Genomic DNA, 22,811 nt, shown 5'->3' on the forward strand with positions numbered 1-22,811 from the left:
TAACGCATGCCCACGCGTGCCGTCATGCAGCCGCGTCGCGCGCCTCGAAGAACGCCAGCAGTTCGTCGATCAGCGCGACGGGCGCCTCTTCCGGAATGTAGTGCCCGCACTCGAGCGCGCGGCCGCTGACGTCGCGCGCCACGCGGCGCCATTCGGCGAGCGGATCGAAGCAGCGGCCGACGATCCCGTTCTCGCCCCACAGCACGCGCAGCGGACACGCGACCTTGTTGCCGCGCTCGAGATCCGCACGGTCGTGCTCGAGATCGATCGTCGCGGATGCGCGGTAGTCCTCGCACATCGCATGCACGGCGCCCGGCTGCGCGAGCGCGGCCCGGTACGCGGCGAGCGCCTCGGGCGCGAACGGCGCGAGGCCGGCGGACCGGTTGCCCATCACGCGCTCGATGTACGCATCGGTATGCGCGCCGACCAGCGTCTCGGGCAGCGGCTCCGGCTGGATCAGGAAGAACCAGTGGAAATACGCGGTCGCGAACGCGCGATCGGTCTTCTCGTACATCGCGAGTGTCGGCGCGATGTCGAGCAGCATCATCCGCTCGACGGCGTCCGGATGATCGAGCGCGAGCCGGTGCGCAACCCGCGCGCCGCGATCGTGCGCGCACACATGGAAGTGGTCGAAGCCGAAATGCCGCATCACGGCGACCTGGTCGGCCGCCATCGCCCGTTTCGAATACGGCATGTGCTGCGCGTCGCTCGGCGGCTTGCCCGACGCACCGTACCCGCGCAAGTCGGTGGCGATCACCGTGAAATGATTCGCGAGCGTCGCGGCGACGCGATGCCAGATCATGTGGGTTTGCGGATGTCCGTGCAGCAACAGGAGCGGCGGACCCGCGCCGCCTTTGACACCGAAGATGTCGGTGTCCCGCACCGTCACGCGAAACGGTGCAAACGCCTCAAACGACATGGTTTGTTTCTCGTTGGTTTGTTATGGCGGCTATTTTATGAGCGCTCGTGCATCTGCACAGCGGGGCAACAGCCGGAATCCGTAGAAAGAGAACACTCACTCGATTGCCGGCACACCACGCGTTTTGTTAAGCTCGCGTAGAATCGCACGATCGTTCGTATTAATAAGGACGACCTCGTTTCGCAGCTACACTGGAATCACCGTTCGACCGCAAAGCATGGCGTCGGCGCGACCGCGCGGGCGCCCCTGGAGACTGGAGACATCACATGGCATTGCCCACCGTCCTGCAGAACCTGACGCTGCCCGTCATCGCGTCGCCGATGTTCATCGTCAGCTACCCCGAACTCGTGCTCGCGCAATGCAAGGCGGGCATCGTCGGTTCGTTTCCCGCACTCAACGCCCGTCCGGCCGAACTGCTCGACGAGTGGCTCACGCAGATCCAGTCCGAGCTCGCCGACCACCAGGCAAAAAATCCCGGCGCGGTGATCGGCCCGATCGCGGTCAACCAGATCGTCCACCAGTCGAATGCGCGGCTCGAGCATGACGTGCGCGTGTGCGTCGAGCACAAGGTGCCGATCTTCATCACGAGCCTGCGCGCACCGGCGCGCGAGATCGTCGACGCGGTGCACAGCTACGGCGGCATCGTGCTGCACGACGTGATCAACCTGCGCCACGCGCAGAAGGCGCTCGAAGCCGGTGTCGACGGCCTGATCCTCGTCGCGGCCGGCGCAGGCGGCCATGCGGGCACGACGTCGCCGTTCGCGCTCGTCGGCGAAGTCCGCAAGATTTTCGACGGCCCGATCGTGCTGTCCGGCGCGATCGCGAACGGCGGCTCGATCCTCGCGGCGCAGGCGATGGGCGCCGACTTCGCGTACATGGGCACGCGCTTCATCGCGACGCAGGAAGCGCACGCGATCGACGACTACAAGCATGCGATCGTGAACGCGAAATCGTCGGACATCATCTACACGAACCTGTTCACGGGCGTGCACGGCAACTACATTCGCGAGAGCATCGAGAAGGCCGGCCTCGATCCGGAGGCGCTGCCGGAATCCGACAAGACCAAGATGAATTTCGGCAGCGACAAGACGAAGGCGTGGAAGGACATCTGGGGCGCCGGCCAGGGCGTCGGCCTGATGGACGACCTGCCGAGCGTGGGCGCGCTCGTCGAGCGCCTGAAGCGCGAGTACGACGACGCGAAGGCGCGGCTCGGCATTCCGCGCTGACGGCCGCCGCCGGCGCGAATGCCGCCGGACAAAACAAAAAGCGCGAACCGCTGCGGTTCGCGCTTTTTCATTGCTCCGCTGTTGCGGGAAAGACGGCTTAGACCGCGCGCTTCATCCGCGTGATCGGCAGCACGCGCAGGCGCGATTCGATCGACGGGCACAGCGACTGCCCTTCGAAACGCGCCGCCAGGAAGTCGACGAACGAACGCACCTTCGCGGACACGTGACGACGGCTCGCGTACACCGCGTAGATCGGCGCCTCGTGCGGCGGCACCGCATCGAGCAGCACCGGCACGAGCCGGCCGGACTCGATGTCGTCGCCGACCACCTCGGTGCCGAGCAGCGCGATGCCCGCGCCCGCGAGCACGGCCGCACGCAGCCCTTCGAGATGGTTCACGATCAGGTTGCCGTTGAGGTTCACGCGCGACGCGGCGGCCGCGTCGATCACCAGCGAGTCGAGCATCGTCGAATTCGAGTCGCGCCGCAGGTAGTTGTGGTGCGCGAGATCGCCGATCGTCGCGGGCGTGCCGTGCTTCTCGAGATACTCGGGCGACGCGACCAGCAGGATGTGCGCGGTCGCGATCTGCCGCGCGACCAGCGACGACGATTTCAGCCCGTTCGGCGCCGCGCGCACCGCGACGTCGTAGCCTTCCTCGATCAGGTCGACCACGCGATCGGACAGCGTCATGTCGACGGTCACGTCCGGGAACCGGCCCGCATAATCGGTGACGGCCTGCATCACGTGCCGCAGCCCGAACGCCGATAGCGACGTGACGCGCAGCCTGCCTTGCGGCACCACGCTCGCGGCGCCGACGGCCTGCCCGGCTTCGTCGAGTTCCGACAGCGCCTGCACGAGGCGCTCATAGTATTCGCGTCCCGCCTCGGTAGGGGCGACGCGTCGTGTCGTGCGATGCAGCAGCCGTGCGCCGAGCTGCTGCTCGAGATGCATCACGTGCTTGCTCGCCATCGCAGCCGACATCTGCATGCGCTCGGCCGCGCCGACGAAGCTGCCCACTTCGACGACGTAGCGAAACACATTCATGCTGACGAGGGTATCCATCGAACTAGCTCGTAATGACGGGGGAATGGTCCAATTACGAGATAGGGTAACAAAGGCGGGGAAACAGAAAGGTCAAGAAAGGCAAAACGGCGCCGCGGGGTCGCAGCGCCGTTTTGGCGGAAAAACATGCAGTCCGGACGCGCTTTTCGCGCGCGTCCGGCGCGCCGCTCGCGCGTGCGCGTCAGAACTTCGCGCGGATGCCGGCGCCGAACGTGTTGCCGTTCGACAGGCCGCTGATGTGATCGTTCATGTACGCAGCGTAGACGTCCGTGCGCTTGGACAGCGGATAGTCGTAGCCGACGGCCCAGGTCTGGCGCGTCTGGTCGAGCCCGCCCGAATCGCGCGAGTACGCATACGATGCCATCGCGTTGCCCACGCCGAGCGGCACCGACACACCGCCCTGCGCGGTGTTCACGTGCCAGCTGCCCGCAACCTGGTCGTTCTTCGTGTACATGTACTGGCCGAACAGCTTCACGTACTTCAGGTCGTAGGTCGCGCCGACTTGCGCGATGCCCTGGCTCTTCATGCCGGCCACCAGCGCGCTCAGGTCACGCGGGCCGTTGTTGAAGTTCACGTACTGGTAGACCGCGGTCGCCGCGAACGGGCCGTTCGCGTAGTTGAACTGCGCGCTCCACTTCTTCGAGCCGTTGTCGCCGGCCTGGTTGCCGAGTGCGTACATCGCGCCGAAATTCAGGCCACCGAACGAAGGCGACGTGTACGACAGTGCGTTGTTCCAGCCCGAATCGCCGACGGCACCCTGGTCGCTCGGGTAGGTCGGGAACGTGCCGAGGCCGAGGAACACGTGGTACACCATCGGCGAGAAGGTGTACGAGTCGTAGAACGGGTTGAACAGGATCGTCGACAGGAACAGGTGCGTCGTCAGGCGGCCGGCCGTCACCGTGCCGTACGGCGAATCGATGCCGACGTACGCGTTGCGTGCGAAGAACGTGTCGCCCTGGAAGCGGCCGAACTGGCCGTTCTGCGCGCGGAAGAAGCTCTCCAGCGTGAAGATCGCCTTGTAGCCGTTGCCGAGATCCTCGGCGCCGTGCAAGCCCCAGTACGACGTCGACATGCCGCCGCCGCTCACGTTCCACGCGCGGTCGCCGCCCGGGAACTTGGTTGCGCCGACCCATTCGTCGACCTGACCGTAGAGCGACACGCTCGACTGTGCATGGGCGGGAGCGGTAGCCGCCACGCAGGCGGCCGCGGCGATCAGCTTGACGGACGTGCGCGACGCACGGCGAGCGAATGCTTTCATTGGATCTCCAGATTTTGTCGAATAGTCGATAAGTGGCGCGAGCGTTGTTTTTTGGAGCCGAGTGCTTGCGTCGTATGGGGCGCAGCCATCTTTACGGATCATTCGTCCGGTCAAAATTGCGCACACTTATTGCGGGTATAGCGGCGGCATTAACTTCGCGGAATCGATACGTGGCCGGGCACCCGTCGGCGGCCCCGCGCAAACGCGGTCGCGCGGCGGGGCGGCGGCGTGGCACACGCGAGCCGGGCGCGAAAGATAGCGCAATGCGACGGGAAAATCAGCGGAAATCTGTGCGCGACTGTGGCGAATTCGCATCAGCCGGCGGAGGGACGCGCGCGGGCGCTCAGTTTCGGTAGAACGGGGAGAAAGACGGCGAGTGCGCAGGCTCGTCCTGCGAGCGGGGCGGCGGCATCGGACGTCCGCCGCGCTCCTCGTTGTAGCGCGCGACGTCGGCGCGGATCGAACCGGCACGCAGCGGCACGTTGCCGCCGCCCGGCGGGCGCGGCACCTGACGCACGTCGGCGCTGATCGGACGATACGGGCTTTGCGCGGCGTAATGGCCATACGACGGCGTCGGCCGCAGCCCCCAGCGGGAGCCGTAGCCGTTCACGCCGCCGGCGCGTGCACCGGGCGGGGTGCCACGCGGCGCCAGACGGACCCGCCACCAGCCGGCTGACCGTACGCGCGCATGTCGCCGCCGCCGAAGCCGTGGCCGCCGAAGCCCTGACCACCGAACGCATGACCGCCGTGAGGCGGTTGCGCGAGCGCGAGCGGCAACAGCAGCGCGCCGAGCACGCCTGCCACCCATCGTCCGATCTTCCGTTTCACCCGTTCCGTCATCGTTCAGTGCCTGTCCACGCCCGCCGCCGGCTCCTTTCGGCCGACCCAAGGCTTTCAGCAGTAATTTATGAGCGGGCCGAAAGCGTGTCGAGCCAAAAAGTGTTATGTCGCCGGCATCGGTGTAACACCATGTTACTGCTAGGTTTTTTCACTTCCGGGCGCGAGCGCGACAGAACATTCTTCTGCCGTTTTGCGCGCGGTCGGCCCGGTGGCATCAGTGCCGCCCCCATGAGTTCAGATCATCAATCGATTCACACAATGCATTTGTGTAGTGAATCGCCGACCGGGACAATGGCGCCATCCGCGCGCGCGACGCGCGCCTCCGTCGTTTCCGAATCGAGTTCCCGATGGCCCGTCCCCGTTTTCTTCCCGACAACTTCACACTCGCGCTGGTCGGCACCGTCGTGCTCGCGAGCTTCCTGCCGTGCCGCGGCGCGGCCGCCCATGCGTTCAACTGGGCGACCAACATCGCCGTCGGCCTGCTGTTCTTCCTGCACGGCGCGAAGCTGTCGCGCGAAGCCGTCATCGCGGGTGCGACCCACTGGCGGCTGCATGCGGTCGTGCTGCTCAGCACGTTCGCGCTGTTCCCGCTGCTCGGCCTCGCGCTGAAACCCGTGCTGCAGCCGCTCGTCACGCCGACGCTATATGCGGGCGTGCTGTTCCTGTGCACGCTGCCGTCGACGGTCCAGTCGTCGATCGCGTTCACGTCGATCGCGAAGGGCAACGTGCCGGCCGCCGTGTGCGCGGCATCCGCGTCGAGCCTGCTCGGGATCTTCGTCACGCCGGCACTCGTCGGGCTGATGATCACGTCGCAGTCGGCGGCCGCTGCGTCGCCGTGGAGCACCGTCGGCAGCATCGTGATGCAACTGCTCGTGCCGTTCATCGCCGGCCAGTTGCTGCGGCCCGTGATCGGCGGCTGGATCGACCGCAACCGCGGCGTGCTGCGCTTCGTCGACCAGGGCTCGATCCTGCTCGTCGTCTACGTCGCCTTCAGCGAGGCCGTCAACGAAGGCCTGTGGCACCAGATCCCGCCGCGCGCGCTCGGCGGCCTGCTCGTCGTCAACCTCGTGCTGCTCGCGATCGCGCTGCTGCTGACCGCGTTCGTCAGCAAGCGGCTCGGCTTCAACCGCGCCGACCAGATCACGATCATCTTCTGCGGGTCGAAGAAGAGCCTCGCGGCCGGCGTGCCGATGGCGAAGGTGATCTTCTCGGCGAACGCGGTCGGCGCGATCGTGCTGCCGTTGATGCTGTTCCACCAGATCCAGCTGATGGCGTGCGCGGCGCTCGCGCAGCGCTGGGGCGCGCGCGACATGAGCGGCGAGCATGACGAGGGCGGCGCGACGTCGGCGTCCGGCGCGCTGAGCGCGGGCAAGCGCTGACGAGCAGGGCGGCGGGATGGTCCGCGCGTGGTGCCGTCCCGGTGTTCCGCCCTTCCGCCCTTCCGCCCTTCCGCCCTTCCGCCCTTCCGCCCCTCCGCCCTTCCGCCCCTCCGCCTTCCGCCTTCCGCCTTCCGCCTTCCGCCTTCCCGCCCTCCCGCCTTCCCGCCTTCCCGCCTTCCCGCCTTCCCGCCTTCCCGCCTTCCCGCCTTCCCGCCTTCCCGCCTTCCCGCCTTCCCGCCTTCCCGCCTTCCCGCCTTCCCGCCTTCCCGCCTTCCCGCCTTCCCGCCTTCCCGCCTTCCCGCCTTCCCGCCCTTCGCATCGCACCGCCATTCCAAGCGCGATGCACCATCAGCGCCCATCGCGTCACGAAATCTTCATTCAATTCTCCGCGGGCGATGCCGTTAAGTCGGGCGTCCTGTCGATTCGGCTGCCCTCGCCCATGCCCGCGCCCCACCCCGACTCCGCTGCCGTCAGCATCACGCGCCTGATCGCGGATCGCGCGCTCGCCGCCGTCTTCCAGCCGATCGTCGATCTCGGGTCGGGGACGGTCGTCGGCTACGAGGGCCTGATACGCGGCCCGCACGGCACGGACCTCGAGCCGCCCGCCGCGCTGTTCGCGCAGGCCGCGCGCGAAGGCGAAACGATCGCGCTCGAACAGGCGGCCGCGCTCACCTGCCTCGACGCGTTCGCGGCGCTCGGCTGCGACGGCAAGCTGTTCCTCAACTTCAGCGCCGGGACGATCCTGAAGCTCGCGAGCGAACGCGAGCGTGCGCGCCAGCTCCTCGTGCGCGCGCGGATCGGCGCCGAGCGCATCGTGATCGAGCTGACCGAGCAGAATGCGATTCCCGACGTCGCCCAGATCGGGCCGGCCGTCGCCTCGCTGCGCGACGCCGGCATCCAGTTCGCGCTCGACGACTACGGCACCGCGAACGCGAGCATGAACCTGTGGCTGCGCCTGAATCCGGACGTCGTGAAGATCGACCGCTTCTTCATCCACGACATCGCGCGCGACCCGCTGAAGTTCGAAGCCGTGAAGGCGATGCAGCACTTCGCGCAGGCGAGCGGCGCGAAACTGATCGCGGAAGGCATCGAGAACGAATGCGACCTGATCGTCGTGCGCGACATGGGCATCTGTTGCGTGCAGGGCTTCCTGCTCGGTCGGCCCAACGCGCAGCCGTCGCGGGTCGTCGCGCCGGCCGCGCGCGATGCGATCCGCGCGCCGCACATCGCGGTGTTTCCCGGCGCGACGCGCTCGGTGCGGCCGGCCGGCACGATCGCCGGAAAGATGCTCGTGCCGGCGCCGGCGTTGCCGCGCGACGCGACCAGCAACGACGTGCTCGACCTGTTCAACCGGATGCCCGACCTGCATGCGGTCGCGCTCGTCGAACGCGGGCGGCCCGTCGCGCTCGTGAATCGCCGCGGCTTCATCGACCGCTTCGCACTGCCGTACCACCGCGAGGTGTTCGGAAAGAAGCCATGCCTGCAGTTCGCGAACGATGCGCCGCTGATGATCGACAACGCGACGACCTTCGAGCAGCTCGCGATGCTGCTCGCGAGCCACGACCAGCGCTATCTCGCGGACGGCTTCGTGATCACCGAGCACGGCCGCTACGTCGGGCTCGGCACCGGCGAGAGCCTGGTGCGCGCGGTGACCGAGATGCGGATCGAGGCCGCGCGCTACGCGAATCCGCTGACGTTCCTGCCCGGCAACATCCCGATCAGCGCGCACATCGACCGCCTGCTCCAGCGCGACGCCGGTTTTCATGCGTGCTACGTCGACCTGAACCAGTTCAAGCCGTTCAACGACCAGTACGGCTACTGGCAGGGCGACGAGGTGCTGAAGTTCGCGGCGACGGTGCTGGCCGGCGTGTGCGACCCGCAGCGCGACTTTCTCGGGCACGTCGGCGGCGACGATTTCCTCGTGCTGTTCCAGCGCGACGACTGGCGCGAACGCGCCGCCGACGCGATCGCCCGCTTCAACGAAGGCGCGCAGCTCTTCTACACGCAGGCCGACCGGCAGGCGGGCGGGCTGCACGGCGAGGATCGCCACGGCAACCCGGCGTTCTTCGGCTTCGTGACGATGGCGATCGGCGCGGTCGGCGTGGCGCCCGGCGCGCACGGCGCGAAGCGCTACGGCAGCGACGAGATCGCGTCGGTCGCCGCGCTCGCGAAGCGGCGGGCGAAACAGCAGCCGGACGGGCTCGCGGTCGTCGACCTCGACGCGGGCCGCGCCGCGCTGCGCCATCGCGGCGAGCCGCCGGCCGTGGCAATCCGCTGAACGGCGGGCGACGGCCGCTTGCAGACACGGCGGCGCCCGGCGCGGCGATGGCGGTCATTCACCCGCCAGCCAACCAGACCGTTAGTTGCACACCGGCTTCGCGGTGGCCCGCGGAGGCGATCGGGGCACCGCCCGGCGAACGCATGAAGCCAGCCCGCTTGCCGCCCGTTTCCCGCTCGCGAGGCGCGCGCATGTTCACCTTGCCTTTTTCGCGTTTTGTTTAGTATTTTTAGTAACGGCGTTTTCGCAGATTAGCGCTTAAAACCCGGGAATTTGCGGGTATTCCCCGGTTATCCGGCCCGAATTCCGCAATACGTTTTACTATACAATCGCTTTCACCCTAAACAAACCGGACCCCGAACGATGGGTACGACCATTCGCGATGTGGCGCGGGCGGCAGAGGTCTCGATCGGCACCGTCTCCCGCGCGCTGAAAAACCAGCCGGGCCTCTCCGAAGCCACGCGTGCGCGCATCGTCGAGATCGCGCAGCGGCTCGGCTACGATCCCGCGCAACTGCGGCCGCGCATCCGCCGGCTCACCTTCCTGCTGCATCGCCAGCACAACCGCTTTCCGGCCAGCCCGTTCTTCTCGCACGTGCTGCACGGCGTCGAGGACGCGTGCCGCGAGCGTGGCATCGTGCCGACGCTGCTCACGGTCGGGCCGAACGACGACGTGCTGCGCCAGATGCGCCCGCACGCGCCCGACGCGATCGCGGTGGCCGGCTTCATCGAGCCCGAGACGATCGAGGCGCTCGCCGCGACCGGCCGCCCGCTCGTGCTGATCGACCTATGGGCGCCCGGGCTGCGCTCGGTGAACATCGACAACGCGACGGGCGCGGCGCTCGCGATGCGCCACCTGCTCGCCACCGGCCGCACGCGGATCGCGTTCATCGGCGGCTCGCCCGCGCACTACAGCATCGCGCAGCGCGCGATCGGCTACCGGCGCGCGTTCTTCGAGGCCGGGCGGCTGTTCGATCCCGCGTACGAAGTGACGATCGATGCGGGGCTCGATCCCGACACCGGCGCCGCGCGGGCGATGGAGCAGTTGCTCGACGCGCCGGGCCCGCGCCCGGAAGCCGTCTTCGCGTACAACGACGCGGCCGCGCTCGCCGCGCAGCGCGTGTGCACCGCGCGCGGGCTGCGCATTCCCGACGACATCGCGATCGTCGGCTTCGACAACATCCCCGCTGCCGCGCACGCGAGCCCGCCGCTCACGACGCTCGCGGTCGACAAGGAGGCGCTCGGCCGCCGCGGCGTCGAGCTGCTGCTCGCGGAAGCGCCCGAGCGCACCGAGATTTCCCTGCCCGTCGAGCTGATCGTGCGGGCCAGCAGCCAGCCCGCCGGCTCCCCGGCACTCGATACCGCCACGGTCACCGAATCATGAACATGCCCCCGGTCCAACCCTGCACGGCCGCGCCGGCCGCCCACACGCAAGCCGCGCCGTTCGTCGCGAGCTTTCGCGACCCGTCGTTCCTGCTGTCGCACATCGAGGACACGCTGCGCTTCTACGCCACGAACGCATTCGACCCGACGGGCGGCTTCTACCACTACTTCCGCGACGACGGCAGCATCTACAACCGCACGTCGCGCCACCTCGTCAGCAGTTGCCGGTTCGTCTTCAACTACGCGATGGCGTACCGGCATTTCGGCGATCCGCGCCACCTGGAATACGCGCGCCACGGGCTGCGCTTCCTGCGCGACGCGCACTGGGACGACGAACGGCAGGGCTACGACTGGGAACTCGACTGGCGCGACGGCGCGAAGCGCTCGACCCTCGACGGCACGCGCCACTGCTACGGGCTCGCGTTCGTGCTGCTCGCGGCCGCGCACGCGACGATGGCCGGCATCGACGAGGCCCGCCCGCTGATCGCGGCCACCTTCGAGCTCGCCGAGCACCGTTTCTGGGATGCGGCCGCGGGCCTCTATGCGGACGACGCGACGCCGAACTGGGTCGTGTCGTCGTACCGCGGCCAGAACGCGAACATGCACATGACGGAGGCACTGCTCGCCGCGTACGAGGCGACCGGCCACCTCACGTACCTCGATCGCGCGGAAAAGCTCGCGTCCCACGTGACGCAGCGCCAGGCCGCGCTGTCGGGCGGGCTCGTGTGGGAGCACTACCATGCGGACTGGTCGGTCGACTGGGACTACAACAAGGAAGACAGCTCGAACATCTTCCGTCCGTGGGGCTTCCAGCCCGGGCACCAGACCGAATGGGCGAAGCTGCTGCTGATCCTCGAGCGGCACCGCCCGCTCGACTGGCTCGTGCCGCGCGCGGCCGAGCTGTTCGACGCCGCGCTCACGCACGCGTGGGACACCGATCACGGCGGCCTGTGTTACGGCTTCGGCCCCGACTTCACGATCTGCGACCACAACAAGTATTTCTGGGTGCAGGCGGAAACCTTCGCGGCCGCCGCGATGCTCGGCGCGCGCACTGGCAGCGAACGCTTCTGGGACTGGTACGACGAGATCTGGCGCTACAGCTGGGCGCACTTCGTCGATCACCGCTACGGCGCGTGGTACCGCATCCTCACCTGCGACAACCGCAAGTACAGCGACGAGAAGAGCCCGGCCGGCAAGACCGACTATCACACGATGGGCGCGTGCTACGACGTGCTCGCGACCCTCGCGCGTGCGCAGCGCAGCGAGCCGACGCAATGAGCGGCGGCACGTTTCCGGCTTTCGTGTCGGCGGGCGACATCCTGACCGACATGGTGCGCGCGGGTGACGCGCAATGGACCTCGGTGCCGGGCGGCGCCGGCTGGAACGTCGCGCGCGCGGTTGCGCGGCTCGGCGTGCCGAGCGCGCTCGCGGGCTCGATCGGCGAAGACTGCTTCTCCGACGTGCTGTGGCGCACGAGCGAAGCGGCGGGGCTCGACCTGCGCTTCCTGCAGCGCGTCGCGCGGCCGCCGCTGCTCGCGATCGTCCACGAGACCCGCCCGCCCGCGTACTTCTTCATCGGCGAAGCGAGCGCGGATCTCGCGTTTGATCCGGCGCGACTGCCGGCCGGCTGGACCGACCACGTGCAATGGGCGCATTTCGGCTGCATCAGCCTCGTGCGCGAACCGCTCGCGGGCACGCTGGCCGCGCTCGCGGCCGACCTGCACGCGCGCGGCGTGAAGATCAGCTTCGACCCGAACGTCCGGAACCTGATGACGGCCGCGTTCCGGCCGACGCTCGAAAAGATGGCCGCGCTCGCCGACCTGATCAAGGTGTCCGACGAGGACCTGCGGCACCTGTTCGGCGGCGACGGCCCCGACGCGATTGGCGCGGTGCGCGCGCTGAACCCGCGCGCGGCGGTGCTCGTCACGCGCGGCGCACAGGCGGCGACGCTCTATGCGGACGGCGACATGCACGAAGCCAGCCCGCCGCGCGTCGAGGTGGCCGACACCGTCGGCGCGGGCGACGCGTCGATCGGCGGCATGCTGTTCAGCCTGATGGCCGCGCCGCAGCGATCGTGGCGCGAGCATCTCGTGTTCGCGCTGGCGGCGGGCGCCGCGGCGTGCCGCCATACGGGCGCGCACGCGCCGACGCTCGACGAGGTCGTCGCACTGATCGAACGATGACGGGACGGAGGGCGACCGGAGCCCGTTCGGTCACCGATAAGCGGCGCTGTACATGCTGCGCCGCAGTGCTACGATGAAGTGTCCTTTTGCGGGAGAGCACGATGGACACCAACACGTTCACGAAGGGCATCTACACGGCCAAGGCGCATACCCAGCAAGTGGGCAACGGGCAGTTCCAGGGTTACGTGATCCTCGCGCGGGACGACGGGGACGATACCGAGAACACGCGCTACGACGTCCACTCGACGAGCCCCAGCGAGGAGGAAGCGTTCGACGAGGCGAAGGCGCTCGCGCACCGGATCCTCGGCGAAATCGAGCTGTAGCGCGCCGCCATTCAGGCGCGGCTCAGAGCAGCCGCGCCACCATCGACAGCAGCATCGTCAGCACCAGCGTCGACATGAACGGGAACGGGTAGCGCCGCCCGCCGAGCGTCAGCGTGACGTCGCCCGGCATCCGCCCGATGCCGAGCTTGCCGAGCCACGGCCAGCAGCGCGTCAGGATCATCACCGCGACGAACGACGTCATCAGCCAGCGCAGCATGTCGGCTCCCGTCAGAGGGCGTGCGAGCGGTCGCCGCGCGCGAACGCGTCGAGTGTGCCGTCGATGCCGCGCGAGAACGCGATCACCTTGAACAGCTCGCCCATCTCGGCTTCGGAAATCAGCTTCTGCACCGCGTTCGCGGCCGGCAGGAAGGCGTGGATGTCCGACGGATCGATCGCGGACAACGCGTCGGTGATGCCCGCGTTCAGCAGGAAGCGCGCCTGCGACGTGTAACCGAGCAAATCGGCGCCAGTCGCCACAGCCGCGTCGTAGATGCCGGTGAATTCCACGTGCGCGGTGATGTCCTGCAGCCCCGGGTACAGGAACGGATCGTCGTGCGCGTGGTGACGGTAGTGGCACATCAGCGTGCCGCGGTCGCGCTGCGGGTGGTAGTACTCGTGCGCGGGAAAGCCGTAGTCGACCAGCAGCACCGCACCGCGCCCGAGCATCGTGCAGACGGTGCGCGTGAACGCCAGCGCGGCCTCGTGCGTCTCGGTCACGTAGCCGTCCGCCGCATCGTCAAGGCCCGCGAGCACCGGCGGCAGGCAGGCCGGTGCGGCCGGCCGGTCCTCGAACACGAACGCCTGCCGCGCGTCGAGCGCAACACCGCGCTCGTGCCATGCGCCGCCCGCCTTCGCGAACAGGCGCACCGGCATCGCATCGAGCACCTCGTTGCCGACCACGACACCGTCGAACCGCTCGGGCAGCGCGTCGAGCCAGCGCACCTTCGCGGCGAGCGCCGGGGCGGCGGCCGTGATCGTGTCGCGCTGCCGCTCGCGCAGCTCGCCCGAGAGATCGACGATCAGGTAGGCGTCGAGTTCGACACCCAGCGCGTCGAGCGCCGCGAGCAACCCGGCCGCGAGCTTGCCCGTGCCGGCGCCGAATTCCATCACGCTGCGCGTGCCGCTCGCCGCGAGCGCTTCCGCGACCGGTTGCGCGAGCGTCTGCGCGAACAGCGGCGACAGCTCGGGCGCGGTGACGAAGTCGCTGCCGTCATCGGCACGGCGCCCGAACTTGCGCGCGCCGCCGCTGTAATAGCCGAGGCCGGGCGCATACAACGCGCGCTCCATGAAGCGGTCGAACGGCAGCCAGCCGCCGGCCGCCGCGATCTCGTCGCGCAGTTGCGCGGCGAGGGTTTCGGACTGCGCGAGCGCGTCAGGGCCGGGAGCAGGTAAACTAGCGGGTTCGTGAGCTTTCGGGTTCATCCCGGCATTGTAAATGACCGTTTCAGCCGATACGTCGACCCAGCGCGTGGCGCTCGTCACAGGTGCCCTGGGCAGCGCAGCCGACGCCGCGTCGATCGGTCGTGCGCTCGCCACGGGATTCGCCCGGCGCGGCTGGGACGTCGCGCTGCAGCGCAGCCACGGCACGCCGCATGCGGCGGCCGACGCACTCGTCGCCGAAGTCGCTGCGCTCGGCCGCCGCGCGGTCGTGCTCGACGCCGATCTGGCCCCGGAGGCCGACGCCGCCGGACTCGTCGCCGCGTGCGGCGCGGCGCTCGGCCGGCCCGCGTGCGCGGTGTTCGTGAGTGCCAGCGCCGGCGCCGACGACGCGCACACGGTGGACGGCGTGTCGCTCGCCGGCGCCCTCGCGCGCAACGTGACGGCGCCGCTCGCGCTGGCCCGCGCGCTCGCCGATGCGACGCCCGACGCCGCGCGCGAGCACGAAGCGCTGCGCGCGTGCGCGATCCACGTGCTGGATCAGGCCCTGTTTCACCCGGCACCGGCGCAGATGTCGCACGCGCTGATGCAGGCCGCGCTGAACCGCGCGACGTCGGCGCTGGCGCTGGCGCTCGCGCCGAAGGTGCGGGTCGCGGCACTCGTGCGCGGCCACGCGCCGCACGCGGACGACATCGCGGCAGCCGCCTGCTATCTCGCGAGCGCGCCCGGCGTCACCGGCGCGACGCTGACCGTCGACGGCGGCGAGCACCTCGTGCCGCCCGCCGCCGGCCCGAATGAATGAACTGCGCGGAACGCGCGGCCTGACTGCCGCCGCCCGCGCCGCTTTGCGTGTGCGCACGCCAATTTGACTGGGACGACCATGTTTTCCGCTCTCCTGCACCCCCGCCTCGCGGACTGCCGCAGGCTCTACCTGCGCGACTACGAAGTGCACATCAACATCGGTGCCTTCGAACACGAGAAGCGCGGCGAGCAGCGCGTCGTCATCAATATCGACCTGTTCGTGCCGCTCGCGCTGTCCACCCCCGTCGACGACCGGCTGCATGAAATCGTCGACTACGATCTGATGAAGCAGAGCGTCACGCAATGCCTGGCGCGCGGCCACATCCACCTGCAGGAAACGCTGTGCGACGCGATCGCCGCGCGCCTGCTGGCGCACGATGCCGTGCGCGCGGTACGCGTCTGTACCGAGAAACCGGACGCTTATCCGGACTGCGACGCCGTCGGCGTCGAAGTCTTTCGCATCAAGGACGAGGAGCGCACATGAACGCCCCCCACATGAATGACATGACGGCCGATGCCGCCACCCTCGACACGCCCGCCGCGCCGGCCGGCCGCCCGGCGCTGACGCGTCGCGAGCAGAAGGACGCGTACGAGAACAACAAGCTGTTCAAGCGGATCGTGCGCCAGGTCGGCCAGGCGATCGGCGACTTCAACATGATCGAGCAAGGCGACAAGGTGATGGTGTGCCTGTCTGGCGGCAAGGACAGCTATGCGATGCTCGACGTGCTGCTGCGCCTGCGCGAACGCGCGCCGATCGATTTCGACATCGTCGCGGTGAACCTCGACCAGAAGCAGCCGGGCTTCCCCGAGCACGTGCTGCCGGAATACCTGAAACAGGTCGGCGTGCCGTTCCACATCGAGAACCAGGACACCTACAGCATCGTCAAGCGGCTCGTGCCCGAGGGCAAGACGACCTGCTCGCTGTGCTCGCGGCTGCGCCGCGGGATCCTGTACCGCGTGGCCGGCGAGCTCGGCGCGACCAAGATCGCGCTCGGCCACCATCGCGACGACATCGTGCAGACGCTGCTGCTCAACATGTTCTACGGCGGCAAGCTGAAGGGGATGCCGCCGAAGCTGCAGTCGGACGACGGCAAGAACATCGTGATCCGCCCGCTCGCGTACGTGAAGGAAACCGATCTCGAGAAATACGCGGAACTGCGCGAATTCCCGATCATCCCGTGCAACCTGTGCGGCAGCCAGCCGAACCTGAAGCGCGCGGAAATGAAGGCGCTGATCCGCGAATGGGACAAGCGCTTCCCGGGCCGCGTCGAGAACATGTTCAACGCGCTCGCGAAGGTCGTGCCGTCGCACCTGATGGACACGACGCTGTACCCGTTCCAGTCGCTGCGCGCGACGGGCGAGGCCGATCCGCAGGGCGACATCGCGTTCGACGAGGAGCCGTGCGCGTCGGGCGACGAGAGCGCCGCGCCGGGTGGCGCCCAACCGATCTCGATCGTCCAGTTCGACGATCTGTAAGCAGGGACCGAACACCCACCGAAACCGGGGCCGGCGGCCTCGTTTCGGCGTTGTCGCCCCGCCGCGACAGGCCCGGAGCGACAAGGGCCGCGTGCTAAAATGGACGGCTTCGAACTCTGACCCAAGCGCGCGCCATGAATATCGTGATTTTGGCGGCAGGCACCGGCAAGCGCATGCGTTCCGCCCTGCCGAAAGTGCTTCACCCGCTGGCCGGCAGGCCGCTCCTCTCCCACGTCATCGATACCGCGCGCACGCTGCAGCCGTCCCGGCTCGTCGTCGTCGTCGGTCATGGCGCCGAGCAGGTCCAGGCCGCCGTCGCCGCACCCGACGTCCAGTTCGCGGTGCAAGCCGAACAGCTCGGCACCGGCCACGCGGTGCGCCAGGCGCTGCCGCTCCTCGATCCCGCGCAACCGACGCTCGTGCTGTACGGCGACGTGCCGCTCACGCGCGCGTCGACCTTGCAGCGCCTCGTCGACGCCGCACGCGAAGGCCGTTACGGGATTCTGACGGTCACCCTCGACGATCCGACCGGCTACGGCCGCATCGTGCGCGACGCGGCCGGCTTCGTCACGCGCATCGTCGAACAGAAGGACGCGTCGCCCGAACAGCTGAAGATCGCCGAGATCAACACCGGCATCATCGTCACGCCCACGGCCCAGCTGTCGATGTGGCTCGGCGCGCTGAGGAACGAGAACGCGCAGGGCGAGTACTACCTGACCGACGTCGTCGAACTGGCGATCGAGGCCGGTTTCGACGTCGTTACCGCGCAGCCCGACGAGGAATGGGAGACGCTCGGCGTGAACAGCAAGGCGCAGCTCGCCGAGCTCGAGCGCATCCACCAGCGCAACATCGCCGACGCACTGCTCGTCGACGGCGTCACGCTCGCCGATCCGGCGCGCGTCGACGTGCGCGGCACGCTGCGCTGCGGCCGCGACGTGTCGATCGACGTGAACTGCGTGTTCGAAGGCAACGTGACGCTCGCCGACAACGTGACGATCGGCGCGAACTGCGTGATCCGCAACGCGTCGGTCGGCGCGGGCACACGCATCGACGCGTTCACGCACATCGACGGCGCCGAGCTCGGCGCGCACACCGTGATCGGCCCGTACGCGCGGCTGCGCCCCGGTGCGCAGCTCGCGGACGAAGCGCACGTCGGCAACTTCGTCGAGGTGAAGAACGCGGTGATCGGCCACGGCTCGAAGGCGAACCACCTCACCTACATCGGCGACGCCGACATCGGCGCGCGCGTGAACATCGGCGCGGGCACGATCACCTGCAACTACGACGGCGCGAACAAGTTCCGCACCGTGATCGAGGACGACGTGTTCGTCGGCTCCGATACGCAGCTCGTCGCGCCCGTGCGCGTCGGCCGCGGCGTGACGATCGCCGCCGGCACGACGATCTGGAAAGACGTAGCCGACGGCCTGCTCGCGTTGAACGAGAAGACCCAGACCGCGAAGAGCGGCTACGTCCGCCCGGTCAAGAAGAAAAGCTGAACCTTTTGCGGGCGCCCCGGCGGCGTCCGCGTCGACTTACAGGACTCACTCATTCATGTGCGGCATTGTCGGCGCAGTTGCGCAGCGTAATATCGTTCCGGTGCTGATCGAAGGATTGCGGCGCCTCGAATACCGTGGCTACGACTCGTGCGGCGTCGCCGTGCTCGAGCCCGGTGCACCGAAGCGTGCGCGCAGCGTCGCGCGCGTCGCCGATCTCGACGCGCAGGTGCGCGAATCGCACCTCGAAGGCACCACCGGCGTCGCGCACACGCGCTGGGCGACGCACGGCGCGCCCGTCACGCACAACGCGCACCCGATCTTCTCGTCGAATGCGCTCGCGCTCGTCCACAACGGCATCATCGAGAACTTCGAATCGCTGCGCGACGCGCTGCGCGCGAAGGGCTACGAGTTCGTGTCGCAGACCGACACCGAAGTGATCGCCCACCTCGTGCACAGCCTGTATCGCGGCAACCTGTTCGACGCGGTGCGCGAAGCGGTCGGCCAGTTGCACGGCGCGTATGCGATCGCCGTGATCCACAAGGACCAGCCGCATACCGTCGTCGGCGCACGCCAGGGTTCGCCGCTCGTGGTCGGCCACGGCGACGGCGAGAACTTCCTCGCGTCCGATGCGCTCGCGCTGGCCGGCAGCACCGACCGCTTCACGTTCCTCGAGGAAGGTGACGTGTGCGAGCTGTCGCTCGACGGCGTGAAGATCGTCGACCGCAACGGCGCCACCGCGCAGCGCGAGATCCGCGTGGTCAGCGCCTACGGCGGCGCGGTCGAACTCGGGCCGTATCGTCACTTCATGCAGAAGGAAATCTTCGAGCAGCCGCGCGCGATCAGCGATACCGTGCCGCAGACGGACGCGTTCGACGCGACGCTGTTCGGCGCCGCCGCGCCCGCCGCGTTCGCGGACATCGACAGCCTGCTGATCCTCGCGTGCGGGACGAGCTACTACTCGGGCCTGACCGCGAAATACTGGCTCGAATCGATCGCGAAGATCCCGACCCAGGTCGAAATCGCCAGCGAGTACCGCTACCGCGAATCGGTGCCGAACCCGCGCCAGCTCGTGCTGGTGATCTCGCAATCGGGCGAGACGGCCGACACGCTCGCGGCGCTCAAGCATGCGCAGTCGCTCGGCCACACGCACACGCTCGCGGTCTGCAACGTCGCGACGAGCGCGATGGTGCGCCTCACCGAGATGCAGTTCCTGACGCATGCGGGCACCGAGATCGGCGTCGCGTCGACGAAGGCGTTCACGACCCAGCTCGTCGCGCTGTTCGTGCTGGCCGCGACGCTCGGCAAGCTGCGCGGGCACGTCGACGCCGCGCTGGAAGCGCAATTCCTGAAGCAGCTGCGCCACCTGCCGGCCGCGCTGAACAGCGTGCTCGCGCTGGAGCCGCAGATCATCGCGTGGTCGGAGGAATTCGCGCGCAAGGAAAACGCGCTGTTCCTCGGCCGCGGGCTGCACTACCCGATCGCGCTCGAAGGCGCGCTGAAGCTGAAGGAAATCTCGTACATCCACGCCGAGGCCTATCCGGCCGGCGAACTGAAGCACGGGCCGCTCGCGCTCGTCACGGAAGCGATGCCGGTCGTCACGGTCGCGCCGAACGACACGCTGCTCGAGAAGCTGAAGTCGAACATGCAGGAAGTGCGTGCGCGCGGCGGCGAGCTGTACGTGTTCGCCGATGCCGACACGCAGATCGTCAACGACGACGGCCTGCACGTGATCCGGATGCCGGAGCACTACGGGCAACTGTCGCCGATCCTGCACGTCGTGCCGCTGCAGTTGCTCGCGTATCACACCGCGTGCGCACGCGGCACCGACGTCGACAAGCCGCGCAACCTCGCGAAGTCGGTGACGGTGGAATAAAACCGGTCACCGGGATGGCCTCCGCCGGGCCGTCCCGGGCGCGGTCCGGCGTGAAGCAGGCCATTCGGCCGGGTCGAAATATATACCACGTAGTGGTATATAATCCTGTGCAAACTCGACGGGCCCGACATGCCTGCTTCCGTACGACGCGTCTTCAAGACGAAGTGGTTTCACAAGGCAGCGAGAAAATCAGGGATCGCCGATACCGAACTCTGCCGCGCCGCGCAGGAACTGGCACGCGGCCAGGGCGTCGAGCTCGGCGGCAACGTCTGGAAAAAGCGCCTGGACGGCAATCGGCAGCGCGGGATCGTGCTGAGCAAGGTCGGGCGAGCGTGGGTGTTCGTGTTCCTGTTCGCGAAACGTGATCGGGACGACATCGACGAACGCGAACTGCGCGCCTTCAGGAAGCTCGCCGCCGACATCGGGCGCCGCAGCGACACCGAGGTCGCGACGCTGATCGCATTGAAAGAGCTTGTGGAGATTTGCAATGGCTAAGAGTCGATTCAAGAGCGATGCGACGGAGGCGATCCACAGCGCGGCGTCGGGCCTCTATCGCGCCAAGCTGATCGACAAGAAAACGATGCGCGAATACGACGATCTCTGCATCGAAGCCGCGCCGCAGTTCGACCCTGAGGCAATCGCCCGCATCCGCAAATCCGTCAACGTCAGCCAGAGCGTGTTCGCGCTCTACCTGAACACGACGGCCTCGACGATCCGCCAATGGGAACAGGGCGACAAGCGGCCGAGCGGCATCGCGGCCCGGATGCTGCAGATCGTCGAGAAGCACGGGCTCGAGGTGTTCACCTGAGCCGCTGCCCCGAATGCGCATGCACGGCCTGCCGAACGCGGGTCGCAAGGAATATGACGGAGAGACAATGGCAAGACTGATTGGATGTGGTGTGCTGGCGCTGACGTTCGCGTCGACGGGCTGGGCCGCCGAGCATTACGTCGAGGTCTGGAATCCGCCCGAGGCGCGGCAGCCGGCAGCCCACGCGCCGGAAGCCCGTACCCCGGCCACGCACACGGGCGCCGACGCACGCGCCGGCAAGAGCGCGGAGAAGCACGCGAATGCCACCCCGAAAGCCGCGGCGAAGCCGCACAAGCGCCGCGTCGTGCAGGCCGTGAAAGCCGATTCGCATCGTCCGCCCGCGGCCGAGGCGCCGGCCGCTCCGCGCCCCGTTGCGCAGCCTGCACCAGGACGCCTGACGGTGATGCAGCCGGCTGCGCCCGATGCGCCGCACGCACTGAGTTACTCCAACATCCCGCGTCAATACACACCGGACGGCAACGTGCTGCAGGTCGGCACGCACGGCCGCGCCGCGGAGGTGACTCGATAATGGAAGCGCAGACCTACCACGGCTACCAGATCTGGGGCCACGCGATCCTGCAGCAGGACGAGATCCTGCAGCCCGAGCGCTTCGCGGCGAGCGGCACGATCACGCAGAACAACAAGCTGGTCGAGGCATCCGGCGTGCTCGGCGTGTTCGACACCGAGGACGACGCGCGCGAAGCGGGGCTCGAATGGGCTCGCGCCTGGATCGACAGCCACCGCTGAGCAGGCGCGGCGTGCGCACATGAAAAAAAGAGGCGTCATGGACGCCCCTTTCCTGTTCGAACCCGTGCAACTCAAGCCGCGGGCCGTGGCGGCCGAATCGCCGTCTGCGGCCGGCCGACCAGCCGCGCCAGCCCGACGATCGTGGCCAGCGTCGCGAGATACGCGACGATCTGGATGCCCGCCGGTCGCGCGGTATAGCCGATCAGCGTATGCAGCGCCTTGCCGACGAGGCTCGAATCCTTGAGCAGCCACGACGTATCCCAGATCGCATCGCCCCACGACGGCACGAGGCCCGCCGAGAGCAGGAAGCCGACGCACTGGCTCGCCATCCCCGCCGCAAGCAGCACGATCAGCCAGTTGGTGACGGTGAACAGGCGCTTCAGCGGAATCTGCAGCAGGCCCGCATACATCCCGTAGCCGAGCCCGGCGCCGCCAAGCACACCCAGCAGCCCGCCGACGATCATCTGCGGCGTCTGCCCCGGATCGCCCGCCGCGATGCCGTACAGGAACAGCACGGCCTCGGAGCCTTCGCGCAGCACCGCGACGCCGACCACGATCGCCAGCCCCGTCAGCGGCTTGCTGCCGTCCGCGACGGCGCGCCCGACCGCGTTCATCTGCATCGCCATCTCGCGGCCGTGCCGGCTCATCCAGATGCTGTGCCACGCGAGCATCAGCGTCGCAACGAACATCACGCCCGCGTTGAACACCTCCTGCCCCATGCCGGACGCCCACTGCGAAATCACGTCGGCAAATGCGGCGATCAGGCCGGCGCCGATCACGCCGCCGACCAGCCCGCCGCCGACCCACCAGCCGCGCCGCGGCACGCCCTTGGTGGCGGCCATCACGATCGACACCACCAGCGCGGCCTCGAGCACTTCACGAAAGACGATCAGGGCAGTAGACAACATGGCGATATGGGCTTATTTGACGGTCAGGTGCGTCTTCGACTGCGCTTCGTGATACTCGTCGTGGAATTCGTACGTGCCGGCCTTCAGCGGCCCGACCATGATTTCCACCGACTTGCCCGCGGGCACGACCTTCTCCGCCTTGAAGTCGTCGCTCTCGAATTCGGCAGGCGTCGCGTCGAGGTTCTTCACGACGAACTTCACCTTCTTGCCGGCGGGGATCGTCACGCCGTCCGGCGAAAACTTGTGGTCCTTCAGGGTCAGGTTGACGACATCGTCGGCCGCGAATGCGGACGTTGCCGATGCGCCCAGCAGGGCCAGCGCGAAGCCGAAAGCGAAACGATTCATGAGGGTAACGAATTGAAATATCGAAGAGAACCGATATTAAGATCGATTCGCATTTTCAACTTGCGTACCCTTACTGGCGACATGGTGATCATGCTTCATGGATCGCCGCCGCGCTTTGTCCGGCAAGGCGCC

At 68.2% G+C, this 22,811-nt stretch carries 23 protein-coding genes and 1 pseudogene; 16 read left to right on the plus strand and 8 right to left on the minus strand.

Annotation, left to right across the window (positions count from 1 at the left end; genetic code table 11):
- Nucleotides 1-22: 22 nt before the first annotated feature.
- Entirely contained in the window at nt 23-919 is an 897-nt protein-coding gene (locus LXE91_RS03865; RefSeq protein ID WP_039346480.1) for an alpha/beta fold hydrolase, read from the minus strand.
- Nucleotides 920-1,185: 266 nt separating this feature from the next.
- On the opposite strand from LXE91_RS03865, the gene LXE91_RS03870 reads away from it, so the two are divergent.
- The gene (locus LXE91_RS03870; RefSeq protein ID WP_039346483.1) at nt 1,186-2,145 is read left to right on the plus strand and encodes an NAD(P)H-dependent flavin oxidoreductase; all 960 of its coding nucleotides are present in this window, start codon (nt 1,186-1,188) and stop codon (nt 2,143-2,145) included.
- A 97-nt stretch (nt 2,146-2,242) separates the two neighbouring features.
- Here the strand turns inward: LXE91_RS03870 and LXE91_RS03875 are convergent, their stop codons facing one another.
- The 3 genes and pseudogenes from LXE91_RS03875 to LXE91_RS03885 form a co-directional block, all read right to left on the minus strand.
- Nucleotides 2,243-3,205 (minus strand): LysR family transcriptional regulator, encoded by a 963-nt coding sequence (locus LXE91_RS03875; RefSeq protein WP_039346485.1) that lies wholly within the window; start codon nt 3,203-3,205, stop codon nt 2,243-2,245.
- 181 nt (nt 3,206-3,386) lie between these two features.
- Nucleotides 3,387-4,463 carry a porin gene (locus tag LXE91_RS03880; protein ID WP_039346488.1) on the minus strand — a complete coding sequence of 359 codons (1,077 nt, stop codon included), beginning with the start codon at nt 4,461-4,463 and terminating at the stop codon, nt 3,387-3,389.
- 343 nt (nt 4,464-4,806) lie between these two features.
- Nucleotides 4,807-5,303 (minus strand): annotated as a pseudogene (locus LXE91_RS03885) (peptide-binding protein).
- A gap of 347 nt (nt 5,304-5,650) precedes the next feature.
- Between LXE91_RS03885 and LXE91_RS03890 the strand changes: the two are divergent.
- The 6 genes from LXE91_RS03890 to LXE91_RS03915 all read left to right on the plus strand — a co-directional run bounded on the left by LXE91_RS03890 (nt 5,651) and on the right by LXE91_RS03915 (nt 12,848).
- Complete coding sequence (locus LXE91_RS03890; protein WP_039346494.1) at nt 5,651-6,682, plus strand: bile acid:sodium symporter family protein; 1,032 nt, start codon at nt 5,651-5,653, stop codon at nt 6,680-6,682.
- Between the two features lie 439 nt (nt 6,683-7,121).
- Nucleotides 7,122-8,960 (plus strand): EAL domain-containing protein, encoded by a 1,839-nt coding sequence (locus tag LXE91_RS03895; protein WP_046196342.1) that lies wholly within the window; start codon nt 7,122-7,124, stop codon nt 8,958-8,960.
- A 363-nt stretch (nt 8,961-9,323) separates the two neighbouring features.
- Entirely contained in the window at nt 9,324-10,343 is a 1,020-nt protein-coding gene (locus LXE91_RS03900) for a LacI family DNA-binding transcriptional regulator (RefSeq protein ID WP_039355370.1), read from the plus strand.
- Nucleotides 10,340-11,620: an AGE family epimerase/isomerase gene (locus LXE91_RS03905; protein ID WP_039355369.1), complete on the plus strand. Its 1,281-nt coding sequence runs from the start codon at nt 10,340-10,342 to the stop codon at nt 11,618-11,620. The genes LXE91_RS03900 and LXE91_RS03905 overlap by 4 nt, the downstream gene beginning before the upstream one ends.
- Nucleotides 11,617-12,525: a carbohydrate kinase family protein gene (locus LXE91_RS03910; RefSeq protein WP_039355366.1), complete on the plus strand. Its 909-nt coding sequence runs from the start codon at nt 11,617-11,619 to the stop codon at nt 12,523-12,525. The genes LXE91_RS03905 and LXE91_RS03910 overlap by 4 nt, the downstream gene beginning before the upstream one ends.
- A gap of 101 nt (nt 12,526-12,626) precedes the next feature.
- Complete coding sequence (locus tag LXE91_RS03915) at nt 12,627-12,848, plus strand: hypothetical protein (protein ID WP_039355365.1); 222 nt, start codon at nt 12,627-12,629, stop codon at nt 12,846-12,848.
- Between the two features lie 22 nt (nt 12,849-12,870).
- Here the strand turns inward: LXE91_RS03915 and LXE91_RS03920 are convergent, their stop codons facing one another.
- Together LXE91_RS03920 and LXE91_RS03925 are read right to left on the minus strand one after the other, a co-directional pair.
- Nucleotides 12,871-13,065: a DUF2905 domain-containing protein gene (locus LXE91_RS03920; RefSeq protein ID WP_039355363.1), complete on the minus strand. Its 195-nt coding sequence runs from the start codon at nt 13,063-13,065 to the stop codon at nt 12,871-12,873.
- An 11-nt stretch (nt 13,066-13,076) separates the two neighbouring features.
- Nucleotides 13,077-14,270, minus strand: coding sequence for a class I SAM-dependent methyltransferase (locus LXE91_RS03925; protein ID WP_039355360.1), 1,194 nt, complete (start codon nt 14,268-14,270; stop codon nt 13,077-13,079).
- 13 nt (nt 14,271-14,283) lie between these two features.
- On the opposite strand from LXE91_RS03925, the gene LXE91_RS03930 reads away from it, so the two are divergent.
- The 9 genes from LXE91_RS03930 to LXE91_RS03970 all read left to right on the plus strand — a co-directional run bounded on the left by LXE91_RS03930 (nt 14,284) and on the right by LXE91_RS03970 (nt 21,426).
- On the plus strand, nt 14,284-15,027 hold the full coding sequence (locus LXE91_RS03930) for an SDR family oxidoreductase (protein WP_278068115.1): 744 nt from the start codon (nt 14,284-14,286) through the stop codon (nt 15,025-15,027).
- 78 nt (nt 15,028-15,105) lie between these two features.
- Nucleotides 15,106-15,510, plus strand: coding sequence for a dihydroneopterin aldolase (locus LXE91_RS03935; protein WP_039355357.1), 405 nt, complete (start codon nt 15,106-15,108; stop codon nt 15,508-15,510).
- The gene (ttcA, locus tag LXE91_RS03940) at nt 15,507-16,502 is read left to right on the plus strand and encodes a tRNA 2-thiocytidine(32) synthetase TtcA (RefSeq protein ID WP_039355355.1); all 996 of its coding nucleotides are present in this window, start codon (nt 15,507-15,509) and stop codon (nt 16,500-16,502) included. Before LXE91_RS03935 ends, ttcA begins: the two co-directional genes overlap by 4 nt.
- 134 nt (nt 16,503-16,636) lie before the next feature.
- The gene (gene glmU / locus LXE91_RS03945; RefSeq protein ID WP_039355353.1) at nt 16,637-17,998 is read left to right on the plus strand and encodes a bifunctional UDP-N-acetylglucosamine diphosphorylase/glucosamine-1-phosphate N-acetyltransferase GlmU; all 1,362 of its coding nucleotides are present in this window, start codon (nt 16,637-16,639) and stop codon (nt 17,996-17,998) included.
- A 55-nt stretch (nt 17,999-18,053) separates the two neighbouring features.
- Complete coding sequence (glmS, locus tag LXE91_RS03950) at nt 18,054-19,871, plus strand: glutamine--fructose-6-phosphate transaminase (isomerizing) (protein WP_039355351.1); 1,818 nt, start codon at nt 18,054-18,056, stop codon at nt 19,869-19,871.
- Between the two features lie 129 nt (nt 19,872-20,000).
- Nucleotides 20,001-20,366, plus strand: a complete 366-nt coding sequence (locus tag LXE91_RS03955) for a type II toxin-antitoxin system RelE/ParE family toxin (RefSeq protein ID WP_039355349.1) — start codon at nt 20,001-20,003, stop codon at nt 20,364-20,366.
- Nucleotides 20,359-20,679 carry a helix-turn-helix domain-containing protein gene (locus LXE91_RS03960; protein ID WP_039355347.1) on the plus strand — a complete coding sequence of 107 codons (321 nt, stop codon included), beginning with the start codon at nt 20,359-20,361 and terminating at the stop codon, nt 20,677-20,679. The genes LXE91_RS03955 and LXE91_RS03960 overlap by 8 nt, the downstream gene beginning before the upstream one ends.
- Before the next feature lie 67 nt (nt 20,680-20,746).
- Nucleotides 20,747-21,208, plus strand: coding sequence for a hypothetical protein (locus tag LXE91_RS03965; RefSeq protein WP_039355406.1), 462 nt, complete (start codon nt 20,747-20,749; stop codon nt 21,206-21,208).
- Complete coding sequence (locus tag LXE91_RS03970) at nt 21,208-21,426, plus strand: hypothetical protein (RefSeq protein WP_021162109.1); 219 nt, start codon at nt 21,208-21,210, stop codon at nt 21,424-21,426. The genes LXE91_RS03965 and LXE91_RS03970 overlap by 1 nt, the downstream gene beginning before the upstream one ends.
- Before the next feature lie 71 nt (nt 21,427-21,497).
- Here LXE91_RS03970 and LXE91_RS03975 read toward each other — a convergent pair whose 3' ends face one another.
- Both LXE91_RS03975 and LXE91_RS03980 read right to left on the minus strand, forming a co-directional pair.
- Entirely contained in the window at nt 21,498-22,334 is an 837-nt protein-coding gene (locus tag LXE91_RS03975) for an FTR1 family iron permease (protein ID WP_039355345.1), read from the minus strand.
- Between the two features lie 12 nt (nt 22,335-22,346).
- Complete coding sequence (locus LXE91_RS03980; RefSeq protein WP_039355343.1) at nt 22,347-22,679, minus strand: cupredoxin domain-containing protein; 333 nt, start codon at nt 22,677-22,679, stop codon at nt 22,347-22,349.
- Between the last annotated feature and the right edge of the window lie 132 nt (nt 22,680-22,811).

It is taken from the genome of Burkholderia contaminans (assembly GCF_029633825.1).
Taxonomy (GTDB): domain Bacteria; phylum Pseudomonadota; class Gammaproteobacteria; order Burkholderiales; family Burkholderiaceae; genus Burkholderia; species Burkholderia contaminans.